The following is a 14,525-nucleotide window of genomic DNA, read 5'->3' on the forward strand; positions in this document are numbered from 1 at the left end:
AAGCTAGCTTGTTGATGGTTGTATGAATTAGCTCTTCGCTTTAGGACGCTTCGCGCCGTACTTGGAACGAGCCTGCATCCGGTTGTTCACACCAGCGGTATCAAGTGCGCCGCGAACGATGTGGTAACGTACACCCGGAAGGTCTTTTACTTTACCGCCACGAACCAGTACTACACTGTGCTCCTGCAGGTTATGACCGATACCCGGAATGTAAGCTGTAACCTCGATACGGTTAGTCAAGCGTACACGCGCGTATTTACGAAGCGCGGAGTTCGGCTTCTTCGGTGTCATTGTACCTACACGAGTACAAACACCGCGTTTTTGCGGAGCGCTCAAATCGGTTTCCTCACGTTTCAAAGCGTTGAAGCCTTTTTGCAGAGCCGGAGATTTCGATTTGTAAACTTTAGCTTGACGGCCTTTACGGACCAGTTGGTTAATTGTTGGCATGCTGCCACCCCCTTCCTCAATTTATCATTCTGTTACAAACCTGATTTAAGTCCACAGACCCAGGCGGTTCATAAAAGAACAAATGAAAAGTTTTTGCCGACAGAAGTGACCTCCTGCAACAAAAACAGTTTCTTAACCTAAGATTTCAAGACTGCTGACATCGCAGCACCGACTTCGATTCCGCACGCCTCGCCGAGTTGCCTCGTTGTTGGCACATACGTTATATCCACACCATGCTTCTGACACAGGGATACAATCTTCGTTATCAAACGCTTGTCGCAATCTTCGGCTACATATACCTCAGCAGCCTGACCGTTCTCCACGGCCTTCATGGTTTGCTTCGTACCGATCTTCAGTTGAGCGTCCTGCCATTTCTTATCACCAGACACGAACATACCCTCCAAAAGAACAGGAATAGAGCTGATGCTCAAGCACCTTTGCTATATTAGCATCTGCATATAGCGATGTCAAGCATTTATATAATTACAGTTAGAATTTAAGAGGCAGGGCTGCAGCTGCCGGATTTCGTGCCGCTGCAGCCGCCTCTTTGGATTCTATTCAGTGCAGATTACTCCGCGTTTACACTTTCCAGCTCTTGGTTGTCCGAGACTTCGTCCTGGCCTTCAAACTTCACACTGCGGTAACGGTTCATACCTGTTCCTGCAGGGATCAGCTTACCAATGATTACATTCTCTTTCAGACCGAGCAGCTGGTCAACTTTACCCTTGATTGCGGCATCTGTCAGTACGCGGGTTGTCTCCTGGAAGGAGGCCGCGGACAGGAATGAATCTGTCTCCAGAGATGCCTTGGTAATACCGAGCAGCACCGGCTTCGCCACTGCCGGCTCTTTACCCGACAGGATCGCCACCTTGTTTGCAGACTCATATTCGTGCAGATCCACGAAGGAGCCTGGAAGCAGGCTGGTATCTCCCGCGTCAACAATGCGGAATTTACGCAGCATCTGGCGGATCATGACTTCCACGTGCTTATCGTTAATTTCTACGCCCTGGTTCCGGTATACGCGCTGAACTTCCTGAAGGATATAGTTCTGCACGCCTCGGATTCCTTTAATGCGCAGCATTTCTTTAGGGTCAATCGAGCCCTCGGTCAATTCATCCCCGGCTTCGATTTGTTTGCCTTCGCTTACGCGCAGACGAGAACCGTAGGTGACAGAATACACCTTGGTCTCCGCTTCACCCTGGATCTCAATCTCGCGGCGGTCCTTGGTTTCACGGATTTCTTTCACGACACCGTCAATCTCACTGATGGTAGCCTGACCTTTCGGATTCCGGGCCTCAAACAGCTCCTGAATACGCGGAAGACCCTGCGTGATATCATCACCCGCTACGCCCCCGGTATGGAACGTACGCATCGTGAGCTGGGTTCCCGGCTCCCCGATGGATTGGGCTGCGATAATACCGACAGCTTCGCCAATTTCCACAAATTTGCCGGTAGCCAGGTTACGGCCGTAGCATTTTTTGCAGACGCCGTGACGGGCACGACAGCTTAGAATAGACCGGATTTGAAGCTTCTCGACACCAGCTTTTACGATAGCATCTGCCTTATCGGAGTCAATAAGCTCATTACGGTGCACGAGAATTTCTCCGGTTTCCGGATGACGAACCGTTTCAAAGGAGTAACGTCCTTCAATCCGATCATACAGATCCTCGATTACTTCCTTACCGTCCTGAATCCGGCTCACAGTGAAGCCTTTATCCGTGCTGCACTCGTCTTCACGTACAATGACATCCTGGGCCACGTCAACCAGACGACGGGTAAGGTAACCGGAATCCGCTGTACGCAGCGCCGTATCAGCAAGACCTTTACGCGCACCGTGCGTGGACAGGAAGTACTCGAGTACCGTCAGACCTTCACGGAAGTTCGATTTGATCGGCAATTCAATGATTCGTCCGGACGGGTTCGCCATCAGACCGCGCATACCGCCGAGCTGTGTGATCTGGGATTTGTTACCCCGTGCCTTGGAATCTACCATGAGCATGATGGAGTTGAAGCGGTCCATCGACTTCATGAGCACTTCGGTAATATCATCCTTCGCCTTGGACCAGATATCAATAACGCGGTCATAGCGCTCTTCATTCGTAATCAGACCACGGCGGTACTGATTCATAACGACGCTGACCTTACCATCAGATTCCTTCAGAATCTCGTTCTTCTCATCCGGTACAATAACGTCGGATACTGCGACAGTGACGCCTGCACGTGTGGAATACGTAAAGCCGAGCTGTTTGATTTTATCCAAAATCACAGAGGTCTCGGTTGTATGATACGTCTCGAAGCAGCGTGCAATGATTTGACCCAGGTATTCTTTGCCGACCGCCCCGCTGATTGGCAGGCTCTGAATAACCTCCTGGATGTCAGCGCCTTTTTCATATACAAAGAACTTCTCCGGAGTGCCCTGGAACAGGTTCTCACGAGTCGGTTCGTTGATATAAGGGAAGGTTGCCGGGTAAATTTCGTTAAAAATAATCTTCCCGACCGTTGTCACGAGCATAGCCTGCTGCTGCTTGTCGGTAAAGCTGGTTTTGCCCAATGCCTTCACCGGAATGGCTACGCGTGCATGCAGTCCTGCAGCACCACGCTGATAAGCGGACACTGCTTCGTTGACACTACCCAGAATCATGCCGGTGCCTTTTTCCTCTTTGTTGTCCATCGTGAGGTAGAAGGAGCCGAGAACCATATCCTGGGACGGAGTCACGACTGGCTTGCCGTCTTTCGGGTTCAAAATGTTACCGGAGGCCAGCATCAGCAAACGTGCCTCTGCTTGAGCTTCCGCCGAAAGCGGTACGTGCACCGCCATCTGGTCACCGTCAAAGTCGGCGTTGTAGGCCGTACATACGAGCGGATGCAGACGGATTGCATGACCTTCTACCAGAATCGGCTCGAACGCCTGGATTCCGAGTCTATGCAGAGTTGGGGCACGGTTCAGCAGAACCGGATGCTCCTTAATAACTTCTTCAAGAACGTCCCATACCTCAGGGCTTACGCGTTCTACCTTGCGTTTAGCACTCTTGATATTGTGGGCAAGACCCTTGTTCACGAGCTCTTTCATCACAAAAGGCTTGAACAGCTCCAGTGCCATCTTCTTCGGCAGGCCGCACTGATACATTTTGAGGTAAGGACCGACTACGATAACCGAACGGCCGGAGTAGTCTACCCGCTTACCCAGCAGGTTCTGACGGAAACGGCCCTGCTTACCCTTCAGCATATGGCTGAGAGATTTCAAAGGACGGTTGCCGGGACCAGTTACCGGACGGCCACGGCGTCCGTTGTCAATAAGGGCGTCTACCGCTTCCTGCAGCATCCGCTTCTCATTCTGAACGATAATATCCGGCGCACCCAGGTCCAAAAGACGCTTCAGACGGTTGTTCCGGTTAATGACGCGGCGATACAAATCATTCAGGTCCGATGTCGCAAAACGTCCACCGTCCAGCTGAACCATCGGGCGCAGCTCCGGCGGAATGACCGGAAGCACATCCATAACCATCCACTCCGGATTGTTACCGGAGTTACGGAAGGCCTCAATAACCTCCAGCCGCTTGATCGCACGGTTGCGGCGCTGCCCTTGAGCGGTACGCAGCTCTTCTTTCAAGAACTCCAGCTCTTTATCGATGTCCAAGTCCTGAAGAAGCTTCTTCACAGCCTCGGCACCCATACCAGCCTGGAATCCGTACCCGTACTTCTCACGGTAGCTGCGGTATTCCTTCTCGGACAGCAGCTGTTTTCTTTCAAGAGGTGTATCACCCGGGTCAGTCACGACATACGAAGCGAAATAAATAATTTCCTCCAGGGATCGTGGAGACATATCCAGCGCAAGGCCCATCCGGCTCGGAATGCCTTTAAAGTACCAGATATGAGATACAGGAGCAGCGAGCTCGATATGGCCCATGCGTTCGCGGCGAACCTTCGCGCGAGTAACCTCAACGCCGCAGCGATCGCACACAACGCCTTTATAACGGACGCGCTTATACTTGCCGCAATGACATTCCCAGTCCTTCTGAGGACCAAAAATACGTTCGCAGAACAAGCCTTCCTTCTCCGGCTTCAATGTACGGTAGTTAATCGTTTCCGGCTTCTTGACTTCACCTCGGGACCAAGAACGAATCTTCTCCGGGGAAGCCAGGCCGATTTTCATGTACTCAAAATTGTTAACATCCAACAAGGAGCAACCCTCCTCAACCTAGTCCTAGTTATATGGCTTTCACTCACAACACCACCGCCGGCTGTTCACCGGCGGGGTGGCATGACAATTATTCTACTCCGACTTCCGCACCTTCCAGGTTGAGGCTCAGCTTATCGTTGCCGCCCTCATCCTCGTCGTCCAGCTCTTTCATTTCGATCTCCTGCTCGTCCTCGCTCAGGATTTTGACATCCATACCGAGGGACTGAAGCTCCTTGATCAATACTTTGAACGACTCCGGAACTCCTGGCTCCGGTACATTCTCGCCCTTGACGATAGACTCGTAAGTCTTCACACGACCAACCACATCATCGGACTTGACGGTGAGGATTTCCTGAAGGGTATATGCAGCACCATAGGCTTCCAGTGCCCATACCTCCATCTCCCCGAAACGCTGACCGCCGAACTGAGCTTTACCACCCAGCGGCTGCTGTGTAACGAGAGAGTAAGGACCCGTGGAACGGGCGTGAATCTTATCGTCAACCATGTGCGCGAGCTTGATCATGTGCATGACGCCAACGGTAACCTCGCGCTCAAAGCGCTCTCCCGTACGTCCGTCATACAGCACGGTCTTACCATTGCGCTGCATGCCTGCTTCTTCCATCGTATCAAACACGTCGTACTCGCTGGCACCGTCAAATACCGGGGTCGCGACATGGATTCCCAGCTGCAGCGCAGCCATACCCAAGTGAACCTCCAGCACCTGTCCGATGTTCATCCGGGAAGGTACCCCCAGCGGGTTAAGAACAACCTGTACCGGCGTGCCGTCTGGAAGGAAAGGCATATCCTCTTCCGGCAAAATCCGCGCCACGACACCCTTGTTACCATGGCGTCCGGCCATCTTATCGCCTTCCGAGATCTTCCGCTTCTGAGCAATATACACGCGCACCAGCTGATTCACGCCCGGAGGCAGCTCATCGCCGTTCTCGCGAGTAAACACCTTAACATCCACGATAATCCCGTCACTACCATGCGGTACGCGGAGCGAGGTATCACGGACTTCACGAGCCTTCTCACCAAAGATTGCGTGCAGGAGGCGTTCCTCTGCTGTCAGCTCAGTAACACCCTTAGGCGTTACTTTACCAACGAGAATGTCGCCCGCGCTGATTTCTGCTCCGATGCGAATAATACCGCGCTCATCCAGGTTCTTCAGTGCTTCTTCCCCGACGTTCGGAATATCCCGTGTGATCTCTTCCGGACCGAGCTTCGTATCCCGTGCTTCAGACTCATATTCTTCAATATGAATGGATGTGTAAACATCCTCTTTCACGAGTTTCTCGGAGAGCAGGATTGCATCCTCATAGTTGTAGCCTTCCCAGGTCATGAAAGCAACGACTACGTTACGTCCCAGTGCCAGTTCACCCATCTCCGTGGATGGACCGTCCGCCAGGATGTCACCCTTCTGGATCACATCACCGCGTTGTACGATCGGGCGCTGGTTAATGCAGGTACCTTGGTTCGAACGCATAAATTTGTGTAATTTATACTTAACGATATCGCCTTTGACCTCTTGACCGTCTACCGATTCAACTCGGCGCAGCCAGATCTCGTTCGCAGACGAACGCTCAATAATTCCATCGTATTTGGATACAATACATACACCGGAATCCTTCGCGGATTTATGTTCCATTCCCGTTCCAACCAGCGGAGCTTTAGGAATCAACAGAGGTACAGCCTGACGCTGCATGTTCGATCCCATCAGTGCGCGGTTGGAGTCATCGTTCTCCAGGAACGGAATAAGCGCGGTCGCAACAGATACAACCTGCTTCGGTGAAACGTCCATGTAGTCTACACGTTCACTTGGCATTGGCAAAATGTTATCCGACTGCTTATTGTAACGGACAATAACCATATCGTCCCTAAACTTGCTCTCTTCTGTCAATTCCGCATTAGCCTGGGCCACCACATAGTTATCCTCTTCGTCCGCGGTCAAGTAATCAATCTGCGTGGTCACTTGTCCGGTCTTCGGATCTACCCAGCGATACGGCGCTTCAATAAAGCCGTACTCGTTAATGCGGGCAAAGGTCGAAAGGGAGTTGATCAGACCAATGTTCGGTCCCTCCGGTGTTTCAATCGGACACATCCGGCCGTAGTGACTGTGATGGACGTCCCGCACTTCAAAGCCGGCACGTTCCCGAGTCAAACCGCCCGGTCCGAGTGCAGACAGACGACGCTTATGCGTCAGCTCTGCCAGCGGATTCGTCTGGTCCATAAACTGTGACAGCTGAGAGCTTCCGAAGAATTCCTTAATCGATGCGATAACCGGGCGAATGTTGATCAGCGCCTGAGGCGTAATCACACTAGCGTCCTGAATGGACATTCTCTCCCGTACTACGCGCTCCATACGGGATAAACCGATACGGAATTGATTCTGCAGCAGCTCACCCACAGAACGAAGACGACGGTTGCCCAGATGGTCAATATCATCCGTATCGCCGATGCCATGCAGCAGGTTAATGAAATAGCTGATCGAAGAAATGATGTCCGCTTGAGTAATGTGCTTTACGGATTTGTCGATAATTCCGTTCGCAATAACCTTAACGACCTTGCCGTCCTCAAACGGAGAGAACACATCAATAGTCTGAAGCGGAATATCATCGCTTTCCATAACGCCACCGGCAACATGATAGGTTTTGAAGCCTACATTGTTCTCCAGGTACGGAATGATTTCATCCAGCAGACGGCGATCCACGGTTTGACCCGCTTCAGCGATAATTTCACCCGTCTCTGTATCAACCAGACTTTCAGCCAAACGCTGGTTAAACAGCCGGTTCTTGATATGGAGCTTCTTGTTAATCTTATAGCGGCCTACATTCGCCAGGTCATAACGCTTCGGATCGAAGAAACGTGCGACGAGCAGGCTCTTTGCATTCTCCAGCGTCGGCGGTTCGCCTGGACGGAGACGTTCATAGATCTCAATGAGCGCCTTCTCTGTAGAATCTGTATTATCTTTATCCAGGGTATTGCGAATGTACTCGTCATTGCCGAGCAGGTCCAGAATTTCGGCATCCGTGCCAAAACCCAGAGCGCGAAGCAGCACCGTCACTGGAATTTTGCGTGTACGGTCGATCCGGACATAAACGATGTCCTTCGCATCCGTTTCAAGCTCCAGCCAGGCACCACGGTTCGGAATAACGGTAGCAGTGTATGTTTTCTTTCCGTTTTTGTCCACTTTAGTGCTGAAATAGACGCTGGGAGAGCGAACCAACTGGCTGACAATGACCCGTTCGGCACCGTTAATGATGAATGTTCCGGTTTCCGTCATCAGCGGGAAATCTCCCATGAACACTTCCTGCTCCTTGACTTCTCCTGTCTCCTTGTTGATGAGACGAACCTTTACGCGGAGCGGCGCCGCATAAGTAACGTCGCGTTCTTTCGCGTCATCGACGGTATATTTCGGTTCTCCGAGGCTGTAGTCAATAAACTCCAGCACCAAGTTTCCTGTAAAGTCCTGAATTGGCGAGATGTCCTGAAACATTTCGCGAAGTCCTTCCTCCAAAAACCATTCGTAGGATTTTTGTTGGATCTCAATCAGGTTCGGAACTTCGAGTACCTCGTTAATACGTGCATAACTTCGCCGAGTGCGTCGACCATATTGAACAAGATGTCCTGCCAACTTAAACTCACCCCTCATGTCTACTCACTTTTAAAAATACATTGCGAACCTCTGTTTGTAACACTATAATGGAACATACAGAGGATACTCCCATAAATAGAGAAAAGCCCTTATCGAAGACGTTTCGAAAAAAGAGCAGCTTATCCATGGTTATGATAATCATCTCATATCCAGTAGATTTGCCCAAAATGTACATATTATACGTCAACACGACTGACTTTATTCAGCCTTAGCCATGTCAAGGCTTGACATTTCAGCAAACTACAGATAAAGAGACCATCCTAATACTGACATTTTATAATAATACCACAATGAACAAGCCGGGTCAATGCCCAGTTTGTTGCATTTATGTTGTCGTTTTAACGGCCTTGAGGATACGGTATCCCTTATCCTTGGTCACTTCCTCTACTTGCTGAAACAGACTTTCAAGCTTGGCTCTCGCAGATGGAGCGCCCTGCTTCTTCTGAATGACGATCCACAGCGCCCCGCCGTCCCGAAGATGGCGATACGCTTCTTCAAAAATAGTGTGCACTGTTTCTTTGCCTGCACGGATCGGCGGATTGGTCAGCACGACATCAAAGGCTTCGCCTTGAATAGACGAAAACAAATCACTCTCCAGGATGGTGACATTGCCAATCCCGTTCAGAGCAGCATTCTCCTTCGCCAGTTCAACAGCCCGGCTGTTCACATCTATCATCGTGACATGCCCGGCAGAGGCGAGCTTTGCTGCAGACAAGCCGATAGGCCCGTAGCCGCAGCCCACATCCAGCACCTTAGCCTGTGCCGGAAATTCCATGGCTTCAATCAAGACCTTACTGCCGTAATCGATTCCCCCTTTGGAGAACACCCCCGCGTCACTGATGAAGCTCAGCTTCGTACCGCGAAGAACAACATCCAGCTTTCGCCGATCATGACCCGACTCCGGATTGTTAGAATAGTAATGCTGATTCGGCATAATCTCTCCTTCTCACACCTTCCGAAATCATCCTATCAACCTCTTAGCACCCTCGGGCCGAAAAATGCCTGCATAGTTTCAGTATACCCGAATGCAGCAAGCCATATTCTAGCTGGATCAGCTTCCCGTGGCTGCCTATAATAACAAACCCCTTGAACCGAAATTCAAGGGGTTTGGTCATTTCAATCACAAGCTTTGGAGAAATGAATTACTTCACTTCTACTGCAGCGCCTGCTTCTTCCAGCTTCGCTTTAACAGCTTCAGCGTCTTCTTTGGATACTTTTTCTTTCAGTGGCTTCGGTGCGTTGTCAACCAGTTCTTTCGCTTCTTTCAGGCCAAGACCTGTGATTTCGCGAACAACTTTGATTACGTTGATTTTGGACGCGCCTGCGGAGTTCAGGATTACGTCGAACTCAGTTTGCTCAGCTTCAGCTGCTGCTGCGCCGCCACCAGCTACTGCAACTGGAGCTGCAGCAGTTACGCCGAATTCTTCTTCGATTGCTTTAACCAGATCGTTCAGTTCCAGAACGGACATACCTTTAATTGCTTCCAAGATTTGCTCTTTGCTCATTTGGGTTGAACCTCCATTTATATTAGGTTTATTGGTTTTATACTGCTAGGTGAACAGGAAGCTTACGCTCCTTGCTCTTCTTTCTCGGCCACAGCTTTAACTGCAAGCGCGAAGTTGCGAACTGGCGCTTGAAGCACGCTGAGGAGCATGGAGAGGAGACCTTCGCGAGAAGGAAGCTCTGCCAGTGCCTTGATCTCTTCCGTGCTGATCACACGGCCTTCAACAACGGCACCCTTCAATTTCAATGCGTCGTTCTTCTTGGCGAAATCATTCAGGATTTTAGCCGCAGCAACAGCATCATCTTTGCTGAATGCAATCGCGGTAGGTCCTGTCAGCGCTTCGTCCAGCTCAGTCAGCTCTGCAGCTGCTGTCGCACGACGAAGCAGTGTGTTCTTCAATACTTGAAATTCGATGCCGGCTTCACGAAGCTGCTTACGCAGTTCAGTTACCTGGGCAACGTTCAGTCCACGATAGTCCGCTACAACGGTCGATACGCTTTCGCGCAGCTTGGAAGTAACCGCGTCCACCGCTTCCTGCTTGGATTGAATCACTTTTGCGTTTGCCAATATTTACACCTCCTGATTGTATGGTTAGCTGGAAAGTCACACTTCCCATCCTACGGGCATCAAAAAAGCCTCCGTAGAATCACGAAGGCCTGATGAATCATCCCTATACCGAATCATCGGCATAGCTGTTGACGTTCTATCATAACACCTCGGTAGGAGATTAAGCCTGCTAACGGCACCTACTGTCTACGGTAAGCATATTCGAATGTAATAACAAGTCATCTTCATGACAACTGTTACAGCATATCAATGTCCATGACAAAAGTCAATGGCAATTATTATCTGTAACTAGCTGTGCTCACGCGTGCGCTAGGTCCCATCGTCGAAGAGATCGCGATGTTCTTCAGGTATACACCTTTAGCAGCCGCTGGCTTCGCGCGGTTCAGAGCGTCAACCAAAGCTTTCAGGTTGTCGTTCAGTTGAGCCGCATCAAAGGACACTTTGCCGATTGGCGCGTGGATTTGACCTGCTTTGTCCAGACGATACTCGATTTTACCGGCTTTAATTTCTTGAACAGCCTTGGCAACATCAAAAGTAACCGTTCCGGCTTTAGGGTTAGGCATCAGACCTTTACCGCCGAGCAGACGGCCCAATTTACCTACTTCACTCATCATATCAGGTGTAGCTACGCAGACGTCGAATTCGAACCAGCCCTGTTGGATTTTGTTGATCATGTCCTGATCGCCAACAAAATCAGCGCCAGCCGCTTCGGCTTCCTTCGCTTTTTCACCTTTTGCAAATACCAGTACGCGCTGTGTTTTACCCGTGCCGTGAGGCAGGACTACAACACCGCGGACAGCCTGGTCTTGTTTACGCGGGTCAACGCCCAAACGTACAGCCGCTTCGACCGTCTCGTCGAATTTGGCAGTTGCAGCCTTCTTCACCAGTTCAACGGCTTCCAAAGGCTCGTAAGTTGCTTCGCTGTTAATCAGCTTGGCAGCTTCGGCATATTTCTTACCATGTTTAGCCATGTTAAATGTTCCTCCTTTGTGGTATTAGCGGAATGTCCTCCCACATATTCCGGACCAAGTCCGGGGTAAAGATCAATAGAACCTAGTCTTCAACTGTAATACCCATACTGCGGGCAGTACCTTCAACCATCAGCATTGCAGCTTCAACAGATGCAGCGTTCAGGTCTTCCATCTTTTGCTCCGCGATTTGACGCACTGCGTCACGCTTTACCGTTGCAACCTTCTTCTTGTTCGGTTCGCCGGATCCTTTTTCGATCTTAGCAGCAACCTTCAGCAGAACAGCAGCCGGTGGAGTTTTGGTGATGAATGTAAAGGAACGATCCTCGAATACCGAGATTTCGACCGGGATAATGAGGCCAGCCTGATCAGCAGTACGAGCGTTGAATTCTTTACAGAATGCCATGATGTTGACACCCGCTTGACCCAATGCCGGACCTACTGGAGGAGCTGGATTCGCTTTACCTGCAGGAATTTGCAGTTTAACAACCTTGATTACCTTTTTAGCCATGTGAGACACCTCCTTGCATCAATAGTGGTACTCGGACGCCTTGTAGCGCCCTCCCACAAGAAACCTTATATCTTCTCCACTTGAGTATAATCCAACTCCAGCGGGGTTTCCCGTCCAAACATGTTGACGTGCACCTTCAGCTTACTCTTCTCAACCAAGATTTCTTCCACGGAGCCCACAAAATTCGCAAAAGGACCTACCTTGATCCGAACGGATTCCTTGATGTCGAACTCGATCTTCGGCTTCGGTTCTGCCATGCCCATATGCTTCAGAATCTGTTCTACCTCTTCTGGAAGCAAAGCTGTGGGTTTGGAGCCCGAACCTGTCGATCCGACAAATCCCGTTACCCCAGGCGTGTTGCGAACAACATACCAGGAGTCATCCGTTTGAATCATTTCGACCAAGACATATCCCGGGTAAACTTTACGCATGACGGTCTTCTTCTTACCGTCCTTGTCTACCACTTCTTCTTCCATCGGAACAAGAACGCGGAATATTTTGTCCTCCATGCCCATGGACTCGACGCGTTTTTCCAAATTGGCTTTGACCTTATTCTCATACCCAGAGTAGGTATGAACTACGTACCATCTTTTTTCCATATCAAGCCACCTGGGACCCTTCTAAATTATCGCTTCGATCACAGCGGAGATGCCGATGTCTAGAACCCAAAAATAAACAGTGACAAACGCAATGGTGCCGATAACGATCAACGTGTAGTTTGTCAATTCTTTACGATTGGGCCAGCGAACTTTTTTAAGTTCACCCCAGCTTTCAGAGAAAAAGGAAAACAGAGACTTGAAACCACGTTTCACGCCGACTACACCTCCAAAAAACTATCTGGTTTCGCGATGAGGAGTTTGCTCGTTACAGAACTTGCAAAATTTCTTCATCTCCATGCGGTCGGGGTGATTTCGCTTGTTTTTGGTGGTTGTGTAGTTTCTTTGTTTGCAGCTTGTACAAGCCAAAGTGATAATTACCCGCATGATGTACACCTCCCGAAGACGTCCTTCTTCATCAGAAGAACCGATATTAATCCTAGTAGAAATACCGGCTATCCGAATAAAGACGGATCACCAATATTCCCGCGGAACATAAGCCTGCACAAATAAAAAAAATCCGTACCTGCTCATATTCTGAATAAACCGCTAGAGCTTTAGGTGCTCCTGCGATCATTCATGAAAACGCGAATTTAGGCCTACCTGAAACACTTTATCACATGGAACTCGCCATTTCAAGCCTTTTTCTCTCTGATCCCAAGGATGCATTACTTTCCATTATGGTCAATCTCGCTCCAGACGAAACCTTTGCAAGAGCCCACACTAACAAAAAAAGGCCCGAATCCGAGCCTTCCCTTCCACAATCAATGATCCCGCACCTCTAAATATCGCTCCAGCTTCCGCTTTACACGCTGAAGGGCGTTATCAATCGACTTAACATGACGACTTAAATCCACGGCAATTTCCTGATAAGAGCGGCCGTCCAAATAGAGCATGAGTACTTTGCGTTCAAGGTCGCTCAGAATTTCTGACATCTTGTCTTCCAGCCCGACAAACTCTTCCTGGTTAATAATTAACTCTTCCGGATCACACACCGCCGTGCCGCAAATGACATCCAGCAGCGTCCGGTCCGAATCCTCATCATAAATCGGCTTGTCCAAGGATACATAGGAGTTCAGGGGAATATGCTTCTGACGCGTAGCCGTCTTGATGGCCGTAATGATCTGCCGTGTAATGCACAGCTCCGCAAACGCTTTAAATGAGGACAGCTTGTCTCCCTTGAAATCCCGAATAGCCTTGTACAGGCCGATCATGCCTTCCTGAACGATGTCCTCCCGGTCGGCGCCGATAAGAAAGTAAGAGCGCGCCTTGGCACGAACAAAATTCCGGTACTTATTGATCAGATATTCCAACGCCCCGATTTCACCTTCACGGACCGCCTCGACAATGTCTTCATCACTAGCAACATCATACCTCGACAATAATATGACTTCCTTGAGGTCGACACTCAATAGAATCCCTCCGGCCCGGAACGCACGGTAGCCCGTCACTCGCTTGAAATATATGACAAGTATATATGATGCCTTTCAGACCGTCAACCACAGTATCCCTGTTTTAGAACATTAATAACATAACTGTAAAGTGCTGCTTGATGTCTTTAAACGGTCTTTATTTCTCACGCCGCCAGCGCTCCAGCTGTTGAAGAATGTTATCGGAAACCTTGCCTTCCAGGGTGTTTCGCTGTGAACGCTCCCGGTCCTCTCTGATCCGGCGCTTTACCTCCTGCTCGCTTTGCTCGATCTGGCTTAGCAGCTCCCGTGCCGGAATCCGCAGCGCGCCCAGCGCAAAAATAACATGCTGCTCCATGAGATCGCTGGTCGCGACATAGATCTTGCGGCGACGATGGCTGAACTCCACTACCAGGCGCTCGATGCACTCATCAGCGGTTTCTTTTTCCTTGGTGAAATACACCTGCACCTTCCCCTGCGTAAACGACTTGCCGATCCCCGGCACCAGATAAGCATCAAAAATCGCAATAACGCGCAGTCCCGAAAAAGCCTGATAGTCCGCCAGCCTCTCCAACAGGCCATCCCGCGCCTCCTGCATGCTGATCTTCGCAAGCTTCGCCAGAAAGGGCCAGCCGCCGATCATATTATAGCCGTCGACCAGCAGTACATCCCGCCAATCGGCCATCTT

General features: G+C 50.2%; 14 protein-coding genes and 1 other annotated feature. All 14 genes read right to left on the bottom strand.

The window, feature by feature from the left end:
* Positions 1-27: 27 nt before the first annotated feature.
* Positions 28-447: a 30S ribosomal protein S12 gene (rpsL, locus tag E6C60_RS18505; protein WP_138227151.1), complete on the bottom strand. Its 420-nt coding sequence runs from the start codon at positions 445-447 to the stop codon at positions 28-30.
* Between the two features lie 137 nt (positions 448-584).
* Positions 585-836 carry a ribosomal L7Ae/L30e/S12e/Gadd45 family protein gene (locus tag E6C60_RS18510; RefSeq protein WP_138227152.1) on the bottom strand — a complete coding sequence of 84 codons (252 nt, stop codon included), beginning with the start codon at positions 834-836 and terminating at the stop codon, positions 585-587.
* Positions 837-1,015: 179 nt separating this feature from the next.
* Positions 1,016-4,627, bottom strand: a complete 3,612-nt coding sequence (gene rpoC / locus E6C60_RS18515) for a DNA-directed RNA polymerase subunit beta' (RefSeq protein ID WP_138227153.1) — start codon at positions 4,625-4,627, stop codon at positions 1,016-1,018.
* 88 nt (positions 4,628-4,715) lie between these two features.
* On the bottom strand, positions 4,716-8,261 hold the full coding sequence (rpoB, locus tag E6C60_RS18520) for a DNA-directed RNA polymerase subunit beta (RefSeq protein ID WP_138227154.1): 3,546 nt from the start codon (positions 8,259-8,261) through the stop codon (positions 4,716-4,718).
* A 346-nt stretch (positions 8,262-8,607) separates the two neighbouring features.
* The gene (locus tag E6C60_RS18525; protein ID WP_138227155.1) at positions 8,608-9,216 is read right to left on the bottom strand and encodes a class I SAM-dependent methyltransferase; all 609 of its coding nucleotides are present in this window, start codon (positions 9,214-9,216) and stop codon (positions 8,608-8,610) included.
* A 208-nt stretch (positions 9,217-9,424) separates the two neighbouring features.
* Positions 9,425-9,787, bottom strand: a complete 363-nt coding sequence (rplL, locus tag E6C60_RS18530; protein ID WP_138227156.1) for a 50S ribosomal protein L7/L12 — start codon at positions 9,785-9,787, stop codon at positions 9,425-9,427.
* A gap of 62 nt (positions 9,788-9,849) precedes the next feature.
* On the bottom strand, positions 9,850-10,353 hold the full coding sequence (rplJ, locus tag E6C60_RS18535) for a 50S ribosomal protein L10 (RefSeq protein ID WP_138227157.1): 504 nt from the start codon (positions 10,351-10,353) through the stop codon (positions 9,850-9,852).
* 52 nt (positions 10,354-10,405) lie between these two features.
* Positions 10,406-10,563 (bottom strand) — a sequence feature (ribosomal protein L10 leader region).
* A gap of 68 nt (positions 10,564-10,631) precedes the next feature.
* Positions 10,632-11,324, bottom strand: a complete 693-nt coding sequence (rplA, locus tag E6C60_RS18540; protein WP_138227158.1) for a 50S ribosomal protein L1 — start codon at positions 11,322-11,324, stop codon at positions 10,632-10,634.
* Positions 11,325-11,406: 82 nt separating this feature from the next.
* The gene (gene rplK, locus E6C60_RS18545) at positions 11,407-11,832 is read right to left on the bottom strand and encodes a 50S ribosomal protein L11 (protein ID WP_138227159.1); all 426 of its coding nucleotides are present in this window, start codon (positions 11,830-11,832) and stop codon (positions 11,407-11,409) included.
* A 65-nt stretch (positions 11,833-11,897) separates the two neighbouring features.
* Complete coding sequence (gene nusG, locus E6C60_RS18550; RefSeq protein ID WP_138227160.1) at positions 11,898-12,431, bottom strand: transcription termination/antitermination protein NusG; 534 nt, start codon at positions 12,429-12,431, stop codon at positions 11,898-11,900.
* A gap of 21 nt (positions 12,432-12,452) precedes the next feature.
* Positions 12,453-12,644, bottom strand: coding sequence for a preprotein translocase subunit SecE (gene secE / locus E6C60_RS18555; RefSeq protein WP_138227161.1), 192 nt, complete (start codon positions 12,642-12,644; stop codon positions 12,453-12,455).
* 21 nt (positions 12,645-12,665) lie between these two features.
* Positions 12,666-12,815 (bottom strand): 50S ribosomal protein L33, encoded by a 150-nt coding sequence (gene rpmG / locus E6C60_RS18560; RefSeq protein WP_006212941.1) that lies wholly within the window; start codon positions 12,813-12,815, stop codon positions 12,666-12,668.
* A 377-nt stretch (positions 12,816-13,192) separates the two neighbouring features.
* Entirely contained in the window at positions 13,193-13,840 is a 648-nt protein-coding gene (sigH, locus tag E6C60_RS18565) for an RNA polymerase sporulation sigma factor SigH (RefSeq protein ID WP_138227162.1), read from the bottom strand.
* 157 nt (positions 13,841-13,997) lie between these two features.
* Positions 13,998-14,522 carry an NYN domain-containing protein gene (locus E6C60_RS18570; RefSeq protein ID WP_138227163.1) on the bottom strand — a complete coding sequence of 175 codons (525 nt, stop codon included), beginning with the start codon at positions 14,520-14,522 and terminating at the stop codon, positions 13,998-14,000.
* Between the last annotated feature and the right edge of the window lie 3 nt (positions 14,523-14,525).

It is taken from the genome of Paenibacillus algicola, from assembly GCF_005577435.1.
Lineage (GTDB): Bacteria > Bacillota > Bacilli > Paenibacillales > Paenibacillaceae > Paenibacillus_AQ > Paenibacillus_AQ algicola.

Bases quoted from the DNA above. Each gene is read 5' to 3' on its own strand.
- rplL (WP_138227156.1), bottom strand. From the start codon at position 9,787: ATGAGCAAAGAGCAAATCTTGGAAGCAATTAAAGGTATGTCCGTTCTG.
- rpsL (WP_138227151.1), bottom strand. From the start codon at position 447: ATGCCAACAATTAACCAACTGGTCCGTAAAGGCCGTCAAGCTAAAGTT.
- nusG (WP_138227160.1), bottom strand. From the start codon at position 12,431: ATGGAAAAAAGATGGTACGTAGTTCATACCTACTCTGGGTATGAGAAT.
- rpmG (WP_006212941.1), bottom strand. From the start codon at position 12,815: ATGCGGGTAATTATCACTTTGGCTTGTACAAGCTGCAAACAAAGAAAC.
- rplA (WP_138227158.1), bottom strand. From the start codon at position 11,324: ATGGCTAAACATGGTAAGAAATATGCCGAAGCTGCCAAGCTGATTAAC.
- rplK (WP_138227159.1), bottom strand. From the start codon at position 11,832: ATGGCTAAAAAGGTAATCAAGGTTGTTAAACTGCAAATTCCTGCAGGT.
- E6C60_RS18570 (WP_138227163.1), bottom strand. From the start codon at position 14,522: ATGGCCGATTGGCGGGATGTACTGCTGGTCGACGGCTATAATATGATC.
- E6C60_RS18525 (WP_138227155.1), bottom strand. From the start codon at position 9,216: ATGCCGAATCAGCATTACTATTCTAACAATCCGGAGTCGGGTCATGAT.